Source organism: Flavobacterium supellecticarium (assembly GCF_004801375.1).
In the GTDB taxonomy this organism is placed as follows: Bacteria; Bacteroidota; Bacteroidia; order Flavobacteriales; family Flavobacteriaceae; genus Flavobacterium; species Flavobacterium supellecticarium.
In genome coordinates this window covers 157,490-180,280 of sequence record NZ_SSNZ01000007.1, presented here as the reverse complement: position 1 = coordinate 180,280, position 22,791 = coordinate 157,490, and the positions used below count along the sequence as shown (strand labels likewise).

Annotated in this window: 17 protein-coding genes; 1 reads left to right on the top strand and 16 read right to left on the bottom strand. The window is 38.5% G+C overall.

All coding sequences use genetic code 11. The features are described 5' to 3' along the window. Window positions 1-2 precede the first annotated feature (2 nt). Window positions 3-1,436, bottom strand: coding sequence for a TolC family protein (locus E6C50_RS14060; RefSeq protein ID WP_136403862.1), 1,434 nt, complete (start codon window positions 1,434-1,436; stop codon window positions 3-5). Between the two features lie 142 nt (window positions 1,437-1,578). Between E6C50_RS14060 and E6C50_RS14055 the strand changes: the two genes are divergently transcribed. Next, entirely contained in the window at window positions 1,579-2,970 is a 1,392-nt protein-coding gene (locus tag E6C50_RS14055; RefSeq protein ID WP_136403861.1) for a DUF4403 family protein, read from the top strand. 144 nt (window positions 2,971-3,114) lie between these two features. Here the strand turns inward: E6C50_RS14055 and E6C50_RS14050 are convergent, their stop codons facing one another. From E6C50_RS14050 to sov, 15 genes are all read right to left on the bottom strand, one after another. Then, entirely contained in the window at window positions 3,115-5,394 is a 2,280-nt protein-coding gene (locus E6C50_RS14050; protein ID WP_136403860.1) for a hypothetical protein, read from the bottom strand. A gap of 686 nt (window positions 5,395-6,080) precedes the next feature. Continuing rightward, a complete protein-coding gene (locus tag E6C50_RS14045) occupies window positions 6,081-6,323 on the bottom strand; it encodes a hypothetical protein (protein ID WP_394346705.1) in 243 nt (80 codons plus the stop codon). Then, window positions 6,313-6,852 carry a DUF420 domain-containing protein gene (locus E6C50_RS14040; protein WP_136403859.1) on the bottom strand — a complete coding sequence of 180 codons (540 nt, stop codon included), beginning with the start codon at window positions 6,850-6,852 and terminating at the stop codon, window positions 6,313-6,315. The genes E6C50_RS14045 and E6C50_RS14040 overlap by 11 nt, the downstream gene beginning before the upstream one ends. Window positions 6,853-6,857: 5 nt before the next feature. Continuing rightward, window positions 6,858-7,484: an SCO family protein gene (locus E6C50_RS14035; protein WP_136403858.1), complete on the bottom strand. Its 627-nt coding sequence runs from the start codon at window positions 7,482-7,484 to the stop codon at window positions 6,858-6,860. Between the two features lie 27 nt (window positions 7,485-7,511). Next, window positions 7,512-8,162 (bottom strand): hypothetical protein, encoded by a 651-nt coding sequence (locus E6C50_RS14030; RefSeq protein ID WP_136403857.1) that lies wholly within the window; start codon window positions 8,160-8,162, stop codon window positions 7,512-7,514. A gap of 80 nt (window positions 8,163-8,242) precedes the next feature. After that, window positions 8,243-8,596, bottom strand: coding sequence for a cytochrome C oxidase subunit IV family protein (locus tag E6C50_RS14025; protein WP_136403856.1), 354 nt, complete (start codon window positions 8,594-8,596; stop codon window positions 8,243-8,245). Between the two features lie 24 nt (window positions 8,597-8,620). Beyond that, window positions 8,621-9,601, bottom strand: coding sequence for a cytochrome c oxidase subunit 3 (locus E6C50_RS14020; RefSeq protein ID WP_136403855.1), 981 nt, complete (start codon window positions 9,599-9,601; stop codon window positions 8,621-8,623). A 44-nt stretch (window positions 9,602-9,645) separates the two neighbouring features. Then, window positions 9,646-10,221 (bottom strand): cytochrome c oxidase subunit 3, encoded by a 576-nt coding sequence (locus tag E6C50_RS14015; protein WP_168732827.1) that lies wholly within the window; start codon window positions 10,219-10,221, stop codon window positions 9,646-9,648. A 25-nt stretch (window positions 10,222-10,246) separates the two neighbouring features. Next, on the bottom strand, window positions 10,247-11,161 hold the full coding sequence (gene cyoE, locus E6C50_RS14010) for a heme o synthase (RefSeq protein WP_136403853.1): 915 nt from the start codon (window positions 11,159-11,161) through the stop codon (window positions 10,247-10,249). Between the two features lie 130 nt (window positions 11,162-11,291). After that, window positions 11,292-11,834 carry an SRPBCC family protein gene (locus tag E6C50_RS14005; RefSeq protein ID WP_136403852.1) on the bottom strand — a complete coding sequence of 181 codons (543 nt, stop codon included), beginning with the start codon at window positions 11,832-11,834 and terminating at the stop codon, window positions 11,292-11,294. Window positions 11,835-11,881: 47 nt separating this feature from the next. Beyond that, window positions 11,882-13,981, bottom strand: coding sequence for a capsule assembly Wzi family protein (locus E6C50_RS14000; protein WP_136403851.1), 2,100 nt, complete (start codon window positions 13,979-13,981; stop codon window positions 11,882-11,884). A 12-nt stretch (window positions 13,982-13,993) separates the two neighbouring features. Then, the gene (gene deoC, locus E6C50_RS13995; RefSeq protein ID WP_136403850.1) at window positions 13,994-14,737 is read right to left on the bottom strand and encodes a deoxyribose-phosphate aldolase; all 744 of its coding nucleotides are present in this window, start codon (window positions 14,735-14,737) and stop codon (window positions 13,994-13,996) included. Between the two features lie 53 nt (window positions 14,738-14,790). Beyond that, on the bottom strand, window positions 14,791-15,165 hold the full coding sequence (locus E6C50_RS13990; protein WP_136403849.1) for a VanZ family protein: 375 nt from the start codon (window positions 15,163-15,165) through the stop codon (window positions 14,791-14,793). Next, a complete protein-coding gene (gcvH, locus tag E6C50_RS13985) occupies window positions 15,158-15,538 on the bottom strand; it encodes a glycine cleavage system protein GcvH (RefSeq protein WP_136403848.1) in 381 nt (126 codons plus the stop codon). Before gcvH ends, E6C50_RS13990 begins: the two co-directional genes overlap by 8 nt. Window positions 15,539-15,599: 61 nt before the next feature. After that, on the bottom strand, window positions 15,600-22,781 hold the full coding sequence (sov, locus tag E6C50_RS13980; protein ID WP_136403872.1) for a T9SS outer membrane translocon Sov/SprA: 7,182 nt from the start codon (window positions 22,779-22,781) through the stop codon (window positions 15,600-15,602). Between the last annotated feature and the right edge of the window lie 10 nt (window positions 22,782-22,791).

The following is a 22,791-nucleotide window of genomic DNA, read 5'->3' as shown; positions in this document are numbered from 1 at the left end:
TTTTATTTTTGAATAATTGGTAACCCAAAGTAGAATTCCAATATTTTCGTTCTGAATATATAATCATATTTTGTTCGCAACACTTCCGACTGGGCATTTACGAATAACGTTTGTGCCTGTGTAAAATCGAAAACATTCATCAAGCCTACTTCGTAACGCTCTTTTGCATAGTTAAACGATTCTTGTCGGGCTTCCAGTGTTGCCACAGCCGCTTCGTATGATTTAAGCGACCCTTTAGTATCGGTAAAAGCGGTATAAACTGTTCTTTCCAAATCCAGTTCCTGTTGTTCCAATGCGATTCTGGAACGTTCCAACGCTACTTTAGAACGCTCGACATTATTGCGAACCGAAAAACCATTTAGCAACGGAATATTTAACGACAATCCAAAATTCTGTCCTTTGTTATTACTAAACTGATCAAAAATTGGTTCCGGACTTCCTAAAACCGGACGGTAGTTGTTTTGCAACACCTGTAATCCATTTTCCGTAAAATACTGTGTTGGAAGTGTCGGGTTAGCCGCATCCAGTTGGTAACCGGTAATTCTGTCAGCATAGGCCGCACGGGTACTGAAACTATAGAATCCCTGAAGTGTCGGATGGTATTTTCCTCTTGCAATTGACAAATCTTTTTCGGCTATCGATACATTGGCTTCCGCAATTTTTATATTAGCTCTGGTTTCTTTTGCTTTCTGAAAAATATTTTTTGGATTTTCCAGCAACACACTACTGTTTTGTACCGGCGTTTCAGAATCAACAATATCAAACTCCTGAAAATCGTCCAGTTGTAACAATTGCGCCAAACTTAGCTTTGACAACAACAGTGCATTTTCTCCGGCAATCAATTTCTGATTGTCTGCCATCACCGTAGCTTTCACATCCAGTAAGTCCCCTTTAGGTACTACTCCGGCATCAACAAGCTCTTGTGTACGCTCCATTTGTTTGGTATCGTAGGCCAGCTGTTTGGTCTGAACTTTCAGATTTTCTTTATTGAAAAGGATTTGCAAATAGGCATTCACAACATTCAACGAAACATCTTCCTGCATTTTCTGCAACTGATATTGTGACGCGATGATCGAAAGATTGGCTTTTCGCAACTGATTTTGATGCTGTAACCCTTTATAAATATCAATTCCCACATTCAATGCGGCAGAAGTATACTGAATGGTTTGATTTTCCAAAAGACCTGTGGTGATGTTCTGGTTAAGACCAACGTTCCAGGAGTGCGATGCTTGTCCGTTAACGGTTGGCAGGAAACTACCCCAGGCATCTTTTTTAGAGATTTCGGCAACCTGTTTATCTAAAATCGATTGTCTGATCGAAATATTCTTCTCCATTGCGTGATTCACACACTCTTCCAAAGTCCATTTTTTAGCTTGTGCTTTCATTTGAATTGTCACCATCGACAAACCCAAAAACAGCAATGTTGTGTTCTTCATATTATTGATTTTCCTACAAATATAAAATTTCTGTGCACATATGCATTTTTATTCGGTATCCATTAGACGCAATTCTTTAACGAACGTTACAATTTTATTTCAATAAAAACCTACTTTTACCGAAGATTTTTAGACAACTCTTATGAAAACTTTTTTTTCATTCCTGGCAATGATAAGCCTGGCAATGCTAATGACCCGTTGCGGAACTACCGGAAAAATTAACACCCTAAAACCGGAGCCAAGCGACAACAAACCCGCGGTTTACGAAACCACCACTTCTTTTATCAATATGCCGATAGAAATTCCGCTAAAGGAAATTGAAATCCAACTCAACAAATCCCTAAACGGATTAATTTATAACGACAGTATTCTGGCCGATGATAAAACGGAGATGAAAATCTGGAAACAGGCTCCGATAAAACTAACGGAGAAAGACGGTAAAATCCGATCGGTAATTCCTTTAAAAATATGGGCCAAATTCAAATACGGCACCGACTTTTTAGGATTGAACGACACCAAAGAAATCAACCTAAACGGACAAATCACTCTTTTGAGTGATGCAAAATTATCGAACTGGAAACTTTCGACCACTTCTGTAATTGAAGATTTCGAATGGAAAGACAGTCCGAGTATTGTAGTAGCCGGCAAAAACGTACCGATCACCTATGTTGTCAATCCGACGATCCGTTTGTTTAAAGCCAAAATTGCCAAAACGATAGATGATGCCATTAACAAAACCACCGATTTCAAACCACAGGTGTTAGCCGTTCTGGAAAAAATCAGTACGCCGTTTAAAACCAGTGAGGTTTATGAAACCTGGTTTAAGGTAGCGCCAACCGAATTATATGTGACCGACGCTATATTATCAAAAAGTAAAATCACGATGGATATGGGCTTAAAATGCAAAATGCAAACCATCGTAGGTCAGGAGCCGCTAAACACGTTTAAAAAAGAAGCTATCGTATTAAAACCGGTGGCTAAAATGCCAAATAAGATCGAAGCTACGGTTGCCGCCGTTTCGACCTATGAAAGTGCTTCTCGTATCATTACCAAAAACTTCCAGGGTAAGGAATTTGCTTCCGGAAGCCGAAAGATCACAATTCAAAAAGTTGACTTATGGCACAAGGATGGCAAGATGATCATCGCATTAAGTATGACAGGAAGTTTAGACGGCACGATTTACCTGTCGGGCATTCCGAATTACAATGCGGTTTCGAAAGAAATTTATTTTGACCAGATGGATTATGTATTAAACACCAAAGGCATTTTAACCAAAACGGCCAATTGGCTAATGCAGGGTTATATCCTAAGCAAAATACAGGAAAGCTGTCGTTATTCGATTAAAGATAATCTGGAAGAAGGCAAGAAAAATATGTTGCCGTACTTAAACAACTATTCTCCGATGAAAGGTGTTTTTGTAAACGGAACCATTAACGATTTTATTTTTGACAAAGTTGAGGTTACCGATAAAGCCATTATCGCTTTTATTAAAACCTCCGGACAAATGAGCATTAAAATAGACGGAATGGAGTAAGTCGTTTTGTCTGAGAAATATAAAAAAATCCGAACCATATGGTTCGGATTTTTTATAGCACAAAGAATCTTGATTTCATATTACGATTATCATTATTTTCTTCTTACTCATTCACATTTATGAACAACAAATCCCTCTATAAGCTTATTTTTTAGACTTCACGATTAATTTATCAAAATCATTAACAATAGCATCATCTAGCCTTTTATTCGTGTAAATTTCCTCAATTGCCTGTTTTATTATCTGCATCACCTCATCTAGTAAATCAATATTTTCAAATACTTTCTTAAAATCTTCAAAAACATCTTTATTTTCTCTATAATATGAAGTGAGATTATACATTAAATCATCTATCACCGCTTCTCCTTCTACATCCTCTGGCAATGTAATGGAATACTCTTTTAGCCTATGTATTTCATTATCTCTTATTTCAGAAAGTCTATTTGCATATTGCAACCCCACTTCTTCTGTCGGATTCAAGATATGTGTAATCGAATCAAGTAGAGAATGTGTTCCTTTGATTAAATCATTGGATAAGAAAGCTAAGATCTCATTTGTTACTGTCTCAGAATCTATTGTAAACTGCAATAGTGAATATTGGTCAATAAATCTTTCTGGCGTCAGAAGAAACCATCTTTCAGATGCTGGATTTCTTTTAAAATATTCTTTTTGAGACTTAAAGAGCACTTTATCCCAAGACAAAAGCAAAGGCTGTAATGGATGCACATCAACATCTCCATTTGCAAAATATTCTAATATAATCGCATCATTGTTTAATCCAAATTTGCTTTTAAACTTATTATCGTCATAAAGAATTGCTTGGATAATCTTCTTAGGCTCCTCAATATCATAAAATTGATTATCAATTTCAACCACTTCAATTCCAAGTTCTGAAATATATTTTTTAATTAACGAATTATGTTTTGAAAACTTATCGTATTCTCTAAACCCTAACTTGTTAAAGAAGTCTTTGTAGCTTAACCCAGAAGAATGCGATTCCCGTTCAGAAAGAAAGAAATTATAAAATACATTTCTTGATCTTCCCAATTTTTCAAAATTAGGAAGATTTGTAAAGGGAATTAAATTTAAAGCTTCTCTCAAATGAGATTGGGCCTCCCATAAATAAAGGTTCGGAAGATACAATCTTGTTTTATTTTTGCTTGTAAAATTCAATAAAGACTTGGTAGTTAGATAAAAATAATTTGAAAATTCTGATTTTGCATTATAATAATAACACAAAGCATATAGAATTATCTGAGTATCAACAAATATTCTTTTTTTAGTATTTATATATCTTTCAATATTCTTAATACTTGTTGTTTCATTAAAAACTTTTGCTGCGCAAAATTTCTGTAAATAAGTATTTTGTTTACAAACACTGAATAACTCCTTTGCGATCTCTTTTGCCTCACTTTCCTCAAAACCTTTAGAAGTTAAAAACTGTAAAAATTCTCTAGAAATAGAAGACAAATCTTTGCTTCCTTCTGAAAGAATTTCAGATATATCAGAATTGAAATTTGTTATGTATACTTTTTTCAACCATGTGAGATACTCTTCAATATTATCTTCTTGATTATTTTTTTTTAATATGCCTTCTAACGAATTAATAAAAGTAGCTTCTTCCACTTCATTCTGACCTATTAATCCTGAAATTTTTTTTGATTCTTTATCAGTCAACTCAAACTTATCTCCCCGAAAAATAAGTTTACTTTCACTCTGCAATCTAGCAAACAATTTATCATAAAAAACTTTATTTTCTTGACTTTTAAATTGTTCTTCACATATATCGATTATCTCTTTTTTAGACATCTCTTTTTTTAGATGAACTTGTCTTAAAATATATGCTTCAATGATTTGTAATCTAAAATCAGAAGCCTGTCCGAAACTTAACAAATCAAAAACCAGGTTTTTATCATCTTTCGGAAAAAGGTTTTCCGTTTTTAAAACATCTTTTATATCATTAGTTGAAACTATTTCATTTAGGAGCTGTAAATATTCCCCCGCTTCTTCTGCAATTTGCTTAGCTTCTATTATTATTAAGGATATCCCATAATCTCGCAAAGCTTTCGCCTTATAATCATGTATAACCTTATTAGTAAGTGGATGTGAGTAAAAAAAATATAGCACATTTGAGTAATTATTATCCAAATAATTAACTTTTGCCTTAGCAACATCCTCAAAAAGTTTTTTCTCAAAAGCACTTTTTTCCGCAGTTGTTTCACTTTTTTGGATTGTAAGTTGGTATTGATTTTTAACCCCAACTATATCAAAAATTTTTATATCAATCCCAGCATCATTAACACCGTCAGTATTTACTATTCTTCTATAACCATATACTTCCCCTAGGTAAGTCTTTACGATAGCATCAAATTCACTTTTTTCTGTTGCTTTCAATGTATCTATTAAATATTTTTTTGTTGACATAATTATATTAGTATTATAATTTAAAAAGGACACTGCGAATAACTTAAGCCTAAGACATAAAACTCTATCTATTTAATTTCTAAAAGTTATCTAATCATTATCTATTCATTTTTTCAATCTAAAGATCTCTAGCCCTCTAAAAAGCTTAACATTTCATTTAAAATTGAGCTAAATCAATAATTAAAAGTATCTATCAACTAGCAACAACCTCATCATAACCATTAATCACATCTAAACAATATCTATAAACAAACATTTCATACTTAAACAATCTATTAAACAAGGGTTATAGATACATACAATTCTATGTCGTCTATTAAGAAAAGTTTCAAGATTTAGGCCTAGTAACCGATAAAACACTTAGCACATTTATTTTACATACCAATTCTAAAATTATTTCTATTAAAAACAAACTAAAATAGATATAATTGGGTTATCTTTTTAATTTATCATACAGTGCAAAATACAACAATAGATAAAACCATCGCAACTTAAGCATTATTTTACATTAATAATATAAGGCATTACAAAAGTGCCTATAAAATTCAATAAAACCCATAGCAGACATTACAAAACCGATAGTACAGATTTGTAATTCGTACAATACCACAAACATGAATTACTGTTCTGTTCTATTAAGATAAAAATCATTTTCCAACAAAAAGGCCGCTATACAGCGGCCATTATTAATTTTCTATTTTTTTCTTCTTTGTCTTTAATCGGTAAATCGCATAACCCAGCACACCTACCAACACATACGGAATGACCATTAGGTAGACAATTCCGTCGTTTACGGCTTCTGCTTTTACACCACCTTCTTCACTTTCTAAAGCCGCCCGACACATGGCACATTGTGCATTTGCATTTAACGACATTAGCAATACCACAACCGATAAAAACAGTGGCTTTATAGTCTTTTTAATGTACATAATACGGAGCAATCATAAGGTAAACAATCACACCAGTCACGGCTACATACAACCACATCGGGAAAGTAATTTTTGCAATCTTTTTATGACGGTCAAAACTTCCCGCTATCGCTCTTACATAAGTAATCAAAACAAAAGGAATAATGATCACCGATAGAAGAATATGTGTTACCAAAATAAAGTAATAAATATAACGGATCACACCTTCGCCTCCGAATTTTGTCGAATCGGATGTCATATGATAAGCCACATACATCGCAAGAAACGCTACCGAACAGGCAATTGCTACCTTCATCAGGTTTTCGTGCAGGCTTCTTTTACCGTTTTTAATAGCCCAAACGGCCGCAACCAATAAAACGGCTGTAATTCCGTTGATCGTCGCGTAAATAGGCGGTAAAAAGGATAGCGGCTGTACGTCGTACCCTAATTTTCTAAGATTCACACCAAACAACAACGCCACCACTAACGGTATCGCCACCGAAAGCACCACAATCCACTTATTGTATTTTTTTTCTACTGAATTTTCCATTATACTTATTCTTCTAGCAATTTCTTAATATCTTCTTTGATCGCTTTGATTCCCGCTTCTTCCAAACCATCGTAATACAAAATCGGATTATCAAAACTATCTTTACGACAACGGATGTTTCCTTCTTTGTCGATTAGCGCAAACAAACCGGAATGTTCAAATCCACCTGCCTGTTTATCATTTTCCCCGGCATACAGGTTAAAACCTTTTAACGCCAGATCGTATATGTATTTTTTATCACCGGTCAGGAAATGCCAATTGTAGTTTTTCACCCCTAACTGATCAGCGTGTGCTTTTAAAACGGCCGGCGTATCGTGTTCCGGATCGATCGTAATGGAGGCAATTCCGAAAGCTGGATTTCCGTAAAACTCTTCCTGTAGTTTTAGCATATTCTGATTCATAATCGGACAAATCGTCGGACAAGTCGAAAAGAAAAATTCCACCACATATACTTTTCCGAGGTAATCGGTATTGCTTATTTTTTTATTGTTCTGATCGGTTAACTCAAACTTCGGTACAGGTCCGATGGTTACTAAATCTGCTTTTTGAAATTTGGCCAGGATTTTCGGCACCGCCCAGATCCCGAAGATCAGTACGATAAATGAAATTCCGATATACGATTTGTTTTTCATGAGGTAAACTATTTAGAGTAATGCGGATTATATTTTGCGTTTGTTATTCTTTTTAAGCGCCAGTCGGTATTCGGCCAGAATGATTTTTACATCATCACTCATTTCATTGTGCAAATCGGCAGCCGAAATGGTATTATAACCTTCTTTGTATTCTTCTTCGCCTTTTTTATTCTTCCCTTTGCGCCCTCTTAGGTTGAGGTCTTTATCGATTATAAAAACATTTGGTGTTCGCAGGTTTTTATCCAGCTTTCCAACCAGCTTAAGCGCATCGTAATAGGCTTGAATTTCTTCCGGTTTGGCAAATACATAGTGCCACACTTTTAAATCGGAAATCCCGCTTAGTTCTGTTTTTAACTGTCGCGCCTGATCTTCGGTTCCTTCGGGTGCCAGCATCACCACCTGAAAATCGGCAAACTCTCTGTTTTTATTATAGATTTTCTGATCGAGGTTAAAGGCATCTCCTTTATTATACAGAATTTCGGATCCGGGGAATCCCAGAATTGTGATTTTATCTTTTAGACGAACGGTATCACCATCGAGCGACTTCCAGTTGGAAAGTTCCTTGATATTAGGTGTTACGGTAGGCAATTTTGCAAAACTGTTTACGCCGGATGCGAAGAAGAGATACGCACATATAGGCAATGCAAAAAGAACGGTGAGAACAATATATTTTTTCATGGGATATACCTGAATTTTAGTCTTCACAAAATTAAAAAAAGGCGGTTGAATAACCGCCTTTTTTATAATTTAATATGCTATTAAAAAATCCATCTGTAATCGGAATTTTTAAACACATCAAAGATATAATTACCTTCTACCAGTAAGATGAACACTAAATAGATAATTAAAAAAACCAGCGGTCCAACAATCGACCATCTGAAACTTCCTTTTTCTCCTTCAAGGTGCATGAAGGCCCACATGATATAGTAAGCTTTCACAACGGTTAAGATAATGAAAATCCAGTTTAGCAAATTCATTGACAACAGATTTGTCATGTATAATGCTTTTGGTTTATCGATACCTAAAATAACTTCGATGATTGTAATTACGGAAAGGATTCCGAAAACAACCCATATTCTTTTTGTATTTGATTCGTGCGCGGTATGTGCCATGATATACTTATTCTTTTAAATCAATTAAACTAAATAGAAGAATGTAAATACGAACACCCAAACTAAATCTACAAAGTGCCAGTACAATCCAACTTTTTCAACCATTTCATAACTTCTTCTTTTTTCATATGTTCCTAAAATCACATTAAAGAAAATCAAGATGTTGATCAATACTCCGGTAAATACGTGGAATCCGTGGAAACCTGTAATAAAGAAGAAGAAGTTAGCAAATAATTTATGACCATACTCGTTACGGATCAGGTTAGCCCCTTCCACAACATATTTAACGTCATTTAATTTTTTCAATGATTCTTCTCTGGACAATACCGTTTTCGTTTTGTCTTTCGTATTGAATTCCGAACGAATCAAAAGATCCGGATTGGCTTTGAATCCTTCTACAACCTGTTCTACAGAATAGTTAGGAGTAGCATGTGCATCACTCATATACCAAACCCCTTTATTACGGGTTAATTGTTCTCTTTCTTTAGGAAGGTGCGCAGCAAAATCACCCAACGCTACTCTTTTACCGTCTTTATCGACGAACTGAAGGATTAAACCTCCTTTAGTTTCCACAGCCCCGTAAGTACCCTGGATAAAGTTTTTCCATTCCCATGCCTGAGATCCCAGGAAGATAAAACCACCAATGATGGTTAAAAGCATGTAAACGGCTACTTTTGTTTTTTTCATGTGATGTCCTGCATCAACCGCCAATACCATGGTTACAGATGAGAAAATCAAAATAAATGTCATCAATGCCACATAATACATTGGTGCATCAACGCCATGCATGAACGGGAAGTGATTAAAAACCTCGTCTGCAATAGGCCAGGATTCTATAAATTTAAATCTTGAAAAACCGTAGGCTGCTAGAAATCCAGAAAAAGTCAAGGCATCCGATACGATGAAAAACCACATCATCATCTTACCATAACTTGCTCCCATCGGCTCATTACCGCCGTCCCAAGTTTTTCCATTAGTAGCTGTTGTAGTAACTGTCGCTCCCATTATAAAGTAATTAGTTAAAAAGTTCCCAAATTTACATTTTTTTTCTATTTGTAGAAATAGAAAAATAAAAACAAATACACCCAAAGAAAATCGAGAAAGTGCCAAAACATCGCACCAAGCTCTATACCAAGGGTTTGACCTGAATTGTATTTTTGTTTAAAATGATTATAAATTATAATCAAAAGTGCCACCAAACCCCCGAATAAGTGGGCTAAGTGAACAATTACAACCACGTATAAAAACGAAGTTGTGATCGTACTCTCACTTCCGGTAAAAAAATAGCCACTTTCAATAACCTGAGCAAAACCTTCAAATTGCAGGACAACAAAAGCAATCCCCAAAGCCAATGTTAGCCATAACAAATTGGTCGTTGCTTTTCTATTATCTTTTTGAATGGCTTTTTTAGCCAAATGAAAAGTCACACTGCTCAACAACATCACTACCGTACTGGCGATAAAAGCACTTGGCAGCGTAAAATCTTTTAACCAATCCGGTCTGGACTTACTCACCACATAGGCACTTGTTAACCCTGCAAACACCATCACAATACTGATCATTGCGAACCAAAGCATCATCTTATATGATTTTGCTTTTCTTTCGTTATGTTCCTCAACTGACATTTTTATACTATTTGTCGCACTCATACTATCGTAAAAATTTATCTATAACATACACCAATTGCAGCAACGAAATATACGAAACGCTTACCAACATTAATTTACGCGCTGCTTTTTCGTCCATTTCCCGGTATAATTTTACTGCAAAGTACAACATCCAAAGTCCCAAAAGCAACACAAAAGCAGCCGCTACATAACTTAGCTTTAAATCGCCTGTAAACCCGACTACCGGAATCAAAGAAGCAATAATCAACCAAACCGTATACAATATCGTTTGCAAAGCTGTTTTCTTATCTTGTTTTCCTGTTGGCAACATAAAGAACCCGGCTTTTTCGTAGTCTTTATACAAAAACCATCCGATAGCCCAGAAATGTGGGAACTGCCAGAAAAACTGGATCAAAAAAAGTGTTCCGGCTTCAATACCAAACTCATTGGTCGCGGCTACCCATCCCAACATAAACGGAATAGCCCCCGGAAATGCACCCACAAACACCGAAAGTGGCGTCATGGTTTTCAAGGGCGTATAAACACTGGTATACAGAAATATGGATATCGCACCAAACATAGCCGTTTTCGGATTGATCGAATACAGAATTGCAATCCCGACAACGGTTAGTATCGCTCCTAAAATAAAGGCTGTTTGTTTGGAAATTCTCCCGGAAGGAAGCGGTCTGTTTTTGGTACGATCCATCAACGCATCCAGATCTTTTTCGATGATCTGGTTAAATACATTGGAAGCACCCACCATACAATATCCGCCAATTCCAAGCAGTATAAAAGTAACCCAACTAAAAGGCGTTTCATCGGAAACCCCTAATAAATAGCCTACTATAGACGAAAATACAACACTAATAGCCAGTCCTGCTTTGGTGATTCCTTTAAAATCCGCAAATAAAGAGGTAAGTGAAATTGTTTTTTCTGAAGCGTTCAAGGCAGTTTTCATTATTATTTATAAAAACGGTGCGCAAATATACTTCAAAAATTAGTTTTCATCAAAAGTAAAGCCTTAAAATCAACCGCAAACAGCAGTTTTAACAAAAAAGAGAGGCTGTTCAACCTCTCTTCCTAAATTTTTATTGTTTTTCCAATATGGCTTTCATATCCTTCAAGCCGGTTTCCAAAGCTCCACCCAGTTCTTTTTCCATATCCATAAACAGCAACAGCAAATTCATCGGATAATTGATCGAACCTTTAAAACCCCATTTTACTTTGGTTTGGTTTTCCGACACCGCTTCGGTTATCATATACGCATCATCATCAGCTTCCATTGGTTCTTTAAAACGCAGCTTCATATCTACCCGGTCGCCATCGACAATACGGACAATTTCCTGTTCGCCTTTTCCGACTTCCTTATTGGTACTTTCCCAGGCATAAACAAAACCAACTTCTCCGTCGTTTCCTTTATAGTCTCTTTTCATCGCCGGATCTTTCTGATTCCAGACACTATAGTTATCCTGGTTTTTAATATGCCGTATATAATCGAACACTTCCGCTTTAGGTTTGTTGATCACTATTTCTCTTTCAATAGCATAATCTTTTTTCACAAACAAACCTGCCACGAGTAGCAAGACAATAATCGCCAGAAAGAACAGTATAATATTTTTTATGATTCTCATAAAATGATGTTTTTTAGTAGTTATAATACTAAAGTTACAAAAAATAATTAAAAATCATAATACCAATTAAACAAATCCACCCTCAAACCAACTGAAAACCAGGTTGTCGAACTTTTTACTGCAGTTGGCGTTTCGGTAGCCGGATCGAAGTTTCTGTAGATCACATTTCCAAATAATTTAAGGTTCATCGCCGGATTTACCAGATAACCCGCCTGAAGATCTGCAATTAAAACACTGGTCTTATTCCCTTGTCCGGTAACGACTCCGGTATCAAATGGTCGGTCTTCATCATAATTCCGATAGATATCACCACCGTAATTATAGGTATTATCAGCCGTATTAAAGTCAAGGCCTCTTTGTCCGTAAATCAACTTTGCATCGACAAACCAACGGCCATAATAGTAACGGGCAATTCCGACCACTTCTTTCAGATTGGCACCCCAAAGGTGTCCCATACTTTGGTTGTTATGTCCGTAATTCGTTAACACATTACTATGCGAATACACATACGGGCGCACATAATTGTATTCGGCCTGTAACATCAGGTTTTTAACTTTAAAGGCATCGTAATATTTCCCGCCAATCTGGAAACCGTATTTATTTTTCCAGCTTCCGTTACCCGCTTTAATATCACTTAACGAAAACTCATCCAGCAGGAATTGTCCGTAGATGTTCATTTGGTTGCTTAGTTTGTACTTTGACGTAAGTCCCAAAACGGCATTTCCGCTTTTGGAAGACGACGTAAACTCCACCGCGCGGTAAAAAATGATCGGATTCACAAAGCTAAAATCAAAACCACGATCGTTCGTATTACTCCAAACCACCGATTCAAAGAAGCCCATATTCCAACGCTTCGACACATTCCAGCTCAGGTAATGGTTGGCCATATATTTGGTTGCATAGGTCTTTTCGGCCGTTACGTCGGTACGAACATCTTTCAACCACATATAGGTATTGGTATATTTGATTTTCCAAAATGTTGTATTGATTTTAAAATACGGATACGGACTGGCCACATCGCTAAAAATCAATGAACGATATCCATCTCCAATAAAATTTCGTCCGTAACCCAATTGCAGGTTAATGAATTTATTAGGCGTATACGATATATTGGCTTCCGCAAGCGGAAAATCGTAGCCATCGCCATTAAATTCTTTCGCAATACCGATACCTGGAATAATCGCCGGATTCCCACCCGAAGGTTTGATCGACTCGGCATAACGGTTATAATAATCCGCAAAACGCCCCTGACTTTCATAAACCGAACTTGAGAACGTTAACTGCTCGCCCAACGCCCCCTGAACATGTACCCCACGAGTGTTTACATAGGTATATTTGAGTTCGCTATCCATATCTTTTCCAACGCGCAGGTCGAAGATCGGATTGATTGTAAACCAATAGCCGTCACCCTGAATGGCAACCAGGTTTTCGTTCCAGAGTTTTCGCCCCCACCAGGAGGTTTTATTTTTAAGCAGTTTTTGCTGTTCTTTATCGAAATCGTAATATTTGGCCACTTCCGCATAGGAATACGGTTTGGAAGCCGAATGATTATTACTCCCTACCTGATTTACAGCCGCATCGAAAACGGCATAATTCTGATGTGAGAAAGGAATATTCAAATGGCTTTTAAACTGCGGATTCCGGAAGGGCTTGCTAACGATTTTATCAAACTCATCCAGTTCCTGCTGCACTTTCGGATTCGTTTTTCCGGAAGTAGCCGCTACAGCTGTTGTTTCATCCGTTACCGGTTTTTCCAACGGAATAGCAATACGCACCGTATATTTGGCATAGGTTGCACGGCCTGCAAATTTTGCCGGTTCTACCTTTTCAAACTGTGCAAAAACCCGTTTCGTTTCCTCTTTCAACTCCGGGTAAGCCGCATCGATATACAAGGGCTTAAAAGTCCCGGTTGAATCGACTTCAAACAAGGCGATAACAGTTCCTTTATAATTCGCATCCGTTACTTGCTGCGGCACCTTAAAATGCGAATAGAAAAAATCCTGAACTTTAGCATTAAAGCAGGATTCCTGATCTTTTGGGGGATTATTTTTACAGTCCTTAAAAACCGGAAACTGCTCGCTTTCTGTTTGAGAGAAAGAATTTGTTATTCCAAGGAACAACAATGCTACGCACCATAAATGCCTCATGTACTACAGGGTTTAATATTCGCTATTTGAATTTTCGCCATGAGCGATGGCTTTCGCCGAGGACGTACCGATTCTTTTCACGCCCAGTTGAATCATTTCGAGCGCTTCATTACGCGTACGTACACCACCGGCTGCTTTTACCGGTAATGGAAATGAATTTTCGAGCATTAGCTTTATTCCCGGTACGGTAGCACCATTTGGCTTCCCATCTTCGGTTTTATAAAACCCGGTTGATGATTTCACAAAAACCGATTCGTATTGATTTTCTTTAAAATTGGCGATAACCACATTCTTTATCAATGCTGACAATTGTACAATTTGATGATCATTCAGGGCGGCTATTTCGATAATCCATTTTACAATTTTATTATACGACAATCCCAAACGGGTACATTCCAGGACATCTTTTTTAACCTTATCGGTTTCACCTCGTTTAAATGCTTCATAATCTACTACAAAATCAAGATCGTCTGCACCATCCTGAATAGCCTGTTCCGCTTCTTGCAGTTTCTCTTCCAATGTTCCGTTACCGTTTGGAAAATCGATAACTGTTCCGATGGTTACGGCCGAATTATTTTCCGCAATCATCGTTCTGGCCATGGCTACCATATCCGGGCGAATCATAATCAGTTTGAATTTTTCCCGAATCGCTTCCGCAACATAGTCGGCTACAATTTTTCGGTTCTCCGTTTCTGAAACACCAGCCTGTTCGGCGGTTTTTAAATAGGTCGAGTCTAAATAATTTCTAATATCCATGGTATAAAAATAAAAAAATCCCACAAAAGTGGGATTACTATGTTGCAATTAATTTAGTCTTTCAGCTTCAGACTTCTGTTTAGGTATAGCAATACTATTGCTATAAGTCCTCCTGTGATATTGGCCAATACATCAAAAATGTCTGCCGATCTTGTTGCTGTAAACAGTCCCTGACAGATTTCAATTCCAACACCATAGCAAAAACCGAAAAGAAATACGATTCGTAGCTTTTTTACCAATGGTTCATTCGGGAATCTACTATCGAGTGTCCGAAACCACAAAATTGTAAACAGGAAGTAAAAAACGAAATGTACAAACTTATCTTTAAAAGGAATTTTCCCACCCACATTGGTATTAATGGTTATCAGACAGGCAATACCTATCATTAACGACCACACTAATGCAAGTAAAAGATTGAGTTTACGCACCAATCAAGGCTTTATAATCGTCGCTTGACAAAAGTCCTTCCACTTCAGCCGGATTGCTGATTTTCACTTTAATCATCCATCCTGCTCCGTAAGGATCTGTGTTAACACTTTCCGGTTCTGACTCTAAATCTTCATTAAATTCAATGATCTCTCCTGTTAAAGGCAAGAACAAATCCGATACTGTTTTTACCGCTTCAACAGTTCCGAAAACTTCGTCTTTGTCCAGTGTCTGATCCAATGTTTCCACTTCAACATAAACGATATCTCCTAATTCTTTTTGTGCAAAATCAGTAATTCCAACCGTTGCAATCTCGCCATCAAGGCTTACCCATTCGTGATCTTTTGTGTACTTTAAGTTAGATGGTATATTCATTGTGTTTATTTTTATTGACAAATGTAATTTTATTAGCGGTAACTTTAAAATGTTTTGCTTATTAATTTCCAAAGTTATAACGCAGTGTAAAACCGGAACGGATGTTCGTCATCGGGAACGAAGTCGAGATCACCGCCTGCGAGAACGAATGGTCGTAATAGAAAATCGCTGTCAGGTTTTTACTGAACATATAATCGGCTGTTAATTTTAACGACCAGATATCCTGACCACCAGCCAACTGGTTATTATCGTAATCCAAATAACGAACGATCGTCTGATTTTGACGTAATGTTAAATTCGCTTTCAGGTTAATATCACTACGAATCACACCCATTGGATTATCAGCCAGTTTCGAGTTGATCGTAACATCTTTAAAACGATATCCAAATTCCAGCGTATACTCGTTTCCTTTCACTTCGGTTAACAATCCGTTATCGAAACTCAATGATAAACTTCGGTCTTTTTTCATTTCGGCTAAAATCTTGAATGAGTTTTTCATTTCAAAATCCACTCGCATCAACGGATTAAACTGTTCCACTAAGTTGACATTCGCTACAATCGTTTTCACCGGATAGTTTCCGGTTGTCGGGTTTATAACATTCGGATCGGCATCGTAATCGAAATTCGAACGGAATGAACTTACCGTATACGAGGCACGATAACCGTGTTGTAATGAGAATCGTTTGAAATTTTCTTTAAAGAAGCCATAACGCATCAATCCGGTATATTTTATGTTCCAGTTCGGAATTGGCACATCGCGGAAAATTCCTGTTGACACACTTGAAGCGCTTGTTCCGGTATAAGCAGCAAGGAATGCTGGTAATAACACCGCCTGGCTATTTCTTCCAAATCCAACCGGGTAACCATCCGGAGTAGTATTATTTGGATCCAGACCTCTTTCGGTTGCCAAACGTCTTGCAATGGTCAATCGGTTTTCTCTAAAATCGTTAAACGCATCCGAACCGGTTTCGTCACTTCTGGAGAACGCTGTTTTAATCAACACTGTTGAAATCGAGAAGTTACCAAAATCGTAAGGCGAACGGGCGTTATAATTTCCGAATGTATCCACATCGTACTGTTCTGAGAAATTCTGCGAATAGGTACGATTCGCATTTAAGTCAATTTTTAAATCATTAAACGGTTCTACCTGTGCGGTAATATCCAATAATTTATTACGCACCTGTGTAAAACTCTGGTTGAATTCCGGATAAGTAGTTAACCATCCGTTTTTGGCTGCTTCATACCGAATATCCGACTGGCTACCCATAATAAATCCTAACGACGGTTGCATGGTTCCGAAGAAACCTACTTTCGGTAAATACCCCGGAAGTACGGTACCGCCATTATCGGTATAGTTAATCTGAATATTTTTCACACTGGTTGCCAATCCGATCAAACCGTCGATAATGACATTTGGTTTGTCTTCCGGAGCTTGCTGGATCTGGGTAATTTTCTGACCCGGAACCGGAGCTTTCGGAGCTGGTGTATTGGCTTTTGGCGCCGCTTTTCTACGTTGTTTGGTCAGACCGATATACTTATAGAAATTATCCATTGTCAATACCGTATTCAATCGGTGTGACGCTGCATTCTGAATCGTGTTACCCAAATCGTAGCCATCGATCGACGAGAAAGCATCCGACGAACGTTGCCAGTTGTAATCACCGGTATACGTATACGTAGATTTTACAAAGCTTAAGAACGGCAATTTATTTATCGGCAGATCGTAATTTACGTTTAACTGTTGTGTATGGTTGTTTGGCTCTCCGATATCAAAATAACTATCCCAGATCGTATTTGTCGGATCCGGTATTTTATTTTCATCCAGATAATTTCGAACGATATTATTGGATGACGCACTATAATTAATACGTAACGATTTGGTTAGATTATAATTAAACCCGTATTGGTAATTGAAGAAGTAATTTCTTCTGTACAACGGATCGATTGCAATACCTTCCACACCATCTACCTGTCGGAACTGTTGTCTGTTGTACTGACGTAAAATTGTCGAGCTGAATGAAATGGTTGTTGGCAAATAATTAAAGTTAAAGTCGCTCAACATTTTCCAATAACTGCTTTTCTTCATGAACTTCGTTTTCTTAAACGGTTCCACAGCTTTTGGCTTGAATGTATAAGCATAATCGGCTGAGGTTTTCACCTGCTGATCCACCAAACTTTCCACTTCAAAATCGTGGTGTTCCATTTCGTTAAACGAGTACGACAAGGTTAGATTTTCTACATCATACACGCGCTGTTTCTGTTCCGGCGCACGGTCTTTTTTCACCCCGATAAAGTTGATACTTTTACGTTTGGTATAATTAATCGCACGATTACGGATATTGTCTTTTTCGGCACTATCGACGGTTACATCCAACAACTGTTGTAATTTGATATCCTGATTAAACGGATCGTATTGCGGTGTAATGATCTCCTCACCTACACCGTAGTTAAACGGCAGGTTGATTCCCCATTTCTTCGGCAATAATTTACCTATGTTAATATTGGTAACGATGTTATATTGCTTGGTATCCTCACGACTTCTTTCGTTAGGTCCCTGTTCCAGTGTTCCGAAACCGATGGTACTCATTCTACCGGTTGCCGAAATATTCATCAGGTCGGCAAAGTTGGTATCCAAATTGGCAATAGCCGCCATACCGCCTTTGTTATCCATATCAGACATACGCAATTCGTTAAACCAAACTTCTCCGCGTACTTCCTGAGTGGAGATGTTTTTCACTCCGACCATTAAGGTCCGCACCAAACCAAAGTTCGGATTACCTTTAATACCTAATGTCAACATATTTGGTTTTCCGGCCAATGATGGATCCAGGACATCCTCACGGGCATATCCGATACCCGTTAACGGATCTACCGGATTCGGTAAGTTACCTTGTAATGCGAGCACTTTTAACTTGGTTAACAATTCCAGACTTAAATCGATTTGATTATCCGCAGGCCAGATTTCCTCTGCCGAACGCGCCGAGAAAGCCGACGGTTTTAACGGAATCTCCACCTGATAGAAGTTTTGGGTAAAATCATTACCAAAACGGATAAACGCCACCATCTGATCGGCCATTAACGGTTGTGTTTCGGCTGGTGGTTGTAAAGCTTCCGCATGAAGGAACATTCGTAGTTTTTTAAACTGACGCATATCCACACTTACATTTTTAAACACCGCTCTGGCATCGCCCGGTTCCAAACCTCCTAATCCCGGAAGGTTCGCATCTTTTTTGTAAACACGTAACGACAACGATTGTTCGTTTTGATTGATAATCGTATTGTTGTTGTATAATTGTTCGCGGGTTACTCCCGGAGGTGTTACATACGGAATTGGCAAACGGTTCCCATTTTCCTGTATGTTTACCGCTACTACGTCAAACCCGGTATTGTCATTTTCGTTTTGTTGTTCGGTTTCGTTTGGATCCAGTGTTCCGGTATAACGTCTCCATTCACCACGCACTAAATCTAAAGCACCGAAACGCAACGTGATCTGATCGGAGAAGTTCGACATAAACATTCTCATAAAACGGATCGAACGGAAATCAGAAATTGAACCTTCCTGATTGGCACTGGTTGCTTCCAGAATTGGAATTTTATATAAGATCCAACGCACACGACCGGTACCACCATTGGCAAGATCAACGTTATTGTTTACCCGAACGTCGGCAATATAATCCTGTCCCACCGGAACTTCACCCGGATAATATTTCACCGGAACTTCAAACTTCCAATACGCATTAATCGTATTCATCGTGTTATCACGGTTGATATCCTCTACATCCGGTAAGGTTGTCGATCCACGGTTGGTATCCGAAACAGCGATTGGCGAGTTCCCCTGAACACCGTTATAATTACGGTAACGCTGGATAATATTTCCTTGTGCATTTAAGAAGTACTGGTAGTTATCGGCAGCAGGATCGGGATTACTGGCAAAAGCAGGGAATTTTGCTGCTTCTTCGGCATCGTTCAATCCATCCAAACCAACATCCTGCGCTTCACGATTCCCTTCATTGGTATCGAACGCATAGATTAGCGATTGCGATGCCGGCACATTCCCCCAAGGACCTTGCGGTTGTACCAGAACCTGATTTGGTCCCAAACCGTTTTCATAGAATTTTCTTCCGTCTTTTAAGATGTCTTCCGAAATCTCACCAATATTGAACGTTAATTTCCCTTCATTGGTTGTAATCCCCTGAACATCGGAACCGTAATACGGGTCCATCATCCAGAATTGGATATACTCCACATTCGATTGTTCGAAGTTGGTCGAGTTGATCGCTCTCATAATACCACCCCAGTTATTTTGAGGATTGGCTAAGGAGTTATCCGATGGATTCGCCAACGGGCTAAAGTTGTACGGTCCTCTTTCTTTCGGGTAATACGTTAAATCGAGTGTGTTGATCACTGTACTTTGTCCTTGTGCAATATCGGTAACCGGATATAACTCCTGGCTATAGATACGACGGGTACGGTTTGAGGAGATATCATCTACCGATAAACCGGCCGGTAATTGCGATGAGGCATAGAAGGTCGGGTCAATGGAATACCACGATAATTTTGCTCTTCGGTAACCGTAATCCGGAGCCGACAATTCGTCTCCGTAGCCCACCGGCGTACTCGCCAACGACCACGCCTGAGCCGAACGCATATCGATCGTCGTTTGCGAACCTTCGAAGTCATCGATATAGGTTGTCGCTTCTCCGTTAAACTGATCCGCTGTAGAAGCACCCGGCTGTAGGTAGGCGATCTCTCCACGGAAGGATAAGTTCGACGGCACATCGGTGTCCACATTTGGAAGTTTGTTTACCAAACGGGTAAAGAATGGAACTTCGGTAGAGAAATTGGTATTTAAACCATAAATGGTATTGTTTACCGATTCCTGACCGTAGTTTGATTTTTGTGTAAACGGACGTTCTGATAATCGTAGGAAGGTACCGCCGATCAAGAATTTATCCGAGAATTTGTGTTCCACATTTAACCCGTAAAAACGTCGGGTTTGCTGACCAAAGATGGCGTTGTTTTCCAACGACACTTCAATCGGAATACTGGACGCCTGTAACGACGGATCCAGGATTTGTACGCGTCCTCTCTGATAATCTACGGTATAATCCACACCTTCAACCAAACGACGTCCACCGGCGGTTACTACAACCGATCCCTGCGGTACGTTAAAGGCTCCAATCGCAATACCGTCTCCTCCCGAGGATTTGAATTTACCTTTTAACTGGAATTTATTTTTATCACTATCTTGTAATGCCCCCGCCTGAGTGGTTTTATACAGGTTTCGGAATACATATTTACGTTGATTGGCATTATAATCGATACCACTGGTTACGTCACCATCATAATTTTCATTTCCGTTGGATCGTAATTTTTCAAAAAGGTGATCCCCGAATGGCTCAACCGTTGTAAAGATAATACGTCCATTTTGCTGATCGACCGTAATACCCGGAACAAAATCGAAGAAACCGTCACCACCCACCTGTGGGTCATTGGTGTAATTCAGTCGGTCGACATTGAAAACTTTAATCAATGGTGTATTTTCCACATCACCCGGTAATGGAATCGCGGGTTGCGATCCACTGCCCGGACCAGCCGGAACAATATAGTTTAACGGTGACGGGTCGGTATACAAAATATTAAAACGGAAATCTTCCTGAGACAGCTGGTAAGCACCCGGGATCTGATAGATATTTTTCATCATCAAATTCCAGATCGGCTGGTTTACGTTGGTCAGGTTACTTTTTAATAATTTTACGATAAGACTTTGTGTCGACGGGATACCGTTTTGAACCTGTGTGGCATCGACACCATCGGTTCCGAATTCCCCAACCTGGTATACTTTATCCCCAATGGTATACTGATAGGCTACTGCCAGTACTTCGTCGTTTGCCAAACGCTGGTTTAACGAGATGTATCCCAATTGCTGGTGATAGGTATATTCGTTGGACGATAATTTACGCGCATTTTCCAATTTGGCGTAATCTTTACCTTCGACCACGTTATAGGCTGGCACACTAAATCCGGCACTTCCGTTTACAATTTCACGGATACCCGAATTCAGGTAGTTGGTTCCGATCGCTCCCGGATCGAATTTGTTATTTTTATTATCAACAGGAGATCCCGGAGGCTGGTTAAAAAATCCACCGGAAGGGATTCCAATGATGTTGGCATCCGGTACACCCAATTGTTGCGCCTCTCCCAAATCCTGTAACGCCATAATGTTACGCAGGTTGTTATCGGTACCACTAACACGGTTTTGTTTGTTGGTGATCCAAACTTCCACACGGGTAATTTGTACCCGGCTGTTAATTTGCGGATACTGCTTTAAGGCTTCGTCATAACGGTTGCGGAAATACTGCGACAGGAAATAGTGTCGGTCGGAATCATAATCCAATGCAAACAACTGGAATTCCTGAATGGTTCCACCACCCTGTGCGGTAACGGTTTTGGTTTGTGATTTCTGTTCGGAGAAAATCCCGGTAATGGTCGTCTTTCCAAACTGGAATTGCGCTTTCACCCCGAAAAGACTTTGCGCACCACGGATCAAAGAACTGTTTAGCGGCAAGCTTACGTTTCCGACTTCGATCTTTTTAATAATATCGTCTTCGGTTGGTGTATATTCTAATTTAATTAAATTCTGGAAAGCAAAAGTCGACTGGGTATCGTAGTTGGCATTTACATTTAAACGGGTTCCTACTTTCCCTTGTAAACTCAAACTGATTCGCTGGTCAAAATCGAAAGTAAAGGTAGAACGGTTTCTTGGCGAAAATGCCGGGTTATCCTGTTTGGTATACCGCATTCCCAAATCCACTTCAACGGAACCGAGCGGTTTTACGTCGATTGTATTTCCTCCAAAGATAGCTTCGAAGAAATTGGAATTTACATAATATCGTGGTAATAAATCTTTTTTCGCATCTTCGCTACCCGCTTTTTTACCGTCGATAGCGCTTGATTTTTTCTTAAAATAGTCTCGCATGGACTCTCGCAACACCAACTCTTCATATTCTTTTGGTGTTAGGATGATCGGATAATTAATATTAAAACCGTCGAATGTTTTGGTATAGATATAACGGTTGGTTACCGGATCATAGGTATAAGCCTCTACAATACTTTTCGGATTGGAGATATTAAGTTTTCCTACTGAAGAACCGGTTTTGATAGAATCCTGTTCTTCTTCATCAACCTGAGCCTGGACAGAAAAACAAAAGAATAAAACCAAAATCGTGAGTCCGGTCTTTATCTTCTTAAAA

Excerpts from the sequence above, each read along its gene's own strand:
- gcvH (WP_136403848.1), bottom strand. The coding sequence starts at position 15,538 with ATGAATATACCATCTAACTTAAAGTACACAAAAGATCACGAATGGGTA.
- E6C50_RS14020 (WP_136403855.1), bottom strand. The coding sequence starts at position 9,601 with ATGGGAGCGACAGTTACTACAACAGCTACTAATGGAAAAACTTGGGAC.
- E6C50_RS14025 (WP_136403856.1), bottom strand. The coding sequence starts at position 8,596 with ATGGCACATACCGCGCACGAATCAAATACAAAAAGAATATGGGTTGTT.
- E6C50_RS14035 (WP_136403858.1), bottom strand. The coding sequence starts at position 7,484 with ATGAAAAACAAATCGTATATCGGAATTTCATTTATCGTACTGATCTTC.
- E6C50_RS14000 (WP_136403851.1), bottom strand. The coding sequence starts at position 13,981 with ATGAGGCATTTATGGTGCGTAGCATTGTTGTTCCTTGGAATAACAAAT.
- deoC (WP_136403850.1), bottom strand. The coding sequence starts at position 14,737 with ATGGATATTAGAAATTATTTAGACTCGACCTATTTAAAAACCGCCGAA.
- E6C50_RS14055 (WP_136403861.1), top strand. The coding sequence starts at position 1,579 with ATGAAAACTTTTTTTTCATTCCTGGCAATGATAAGCCTGGCAATGCTA.
- E6C50_RS14045 (WP_394346705.1), bottom strand. The coding sequence starts at position 6,323 with ATGTACATTAAAAAGACTATAAAGCCACTGTTTTTATCGGTTGTGGTA.
- E6C50_RS14005 (WP_136403852.1), bottom strand. The coding sequence starts at position 11,834 with ATGAGAATCATAAAAAATATTATACTGTTCTTTCTGGCGATTATTGTC.
- E6C50_RS14030 (WP_136403857.1), bottom strand. The coding sequence starts at position 8,162 with ATGAAAAAATATATTGTTCTCACCGTTCTTTTTGCATTGCCTATATGT.
- cyoE (WP_136403853.1), bottom strand. The coding sequence starts at position 11,161 with ATGAAAACTGCCTTGAACGCTTCAGAAAAAACAATTTCACTTACCTCT.
- E6C50_RS14060 (WP_136403862.1), bottom strand. The coding sequence starts at position 1,436 with ATGAAGAACACAACATTGCTGTTTTTGGGTTTGTCGATGGTGACAATT.
- E6C50_RS14050 (WP_136403860.1), bottom strand. The coding sequence starts at position 5,394 with ATGTCAACAAAAAAATATTTAATAGATACATTGAAAGCAACAGAAAAA.
- E6C50_RS14015 (WP_168732827.1), bottom strand. The coding sequence starts at position 10,221 with ATGTCAGTTGAGGAACATAACGAAAGAAAAGCAAAATCATATAAGATG.
- E6C50_RS14040 (WP_136403859.1), bottom strand. The coding sequence starts at position 6,852 with ATGGAAAATTCAGTAGAAAAAAAATACAATAAGTGGATTGTGGTGCTT.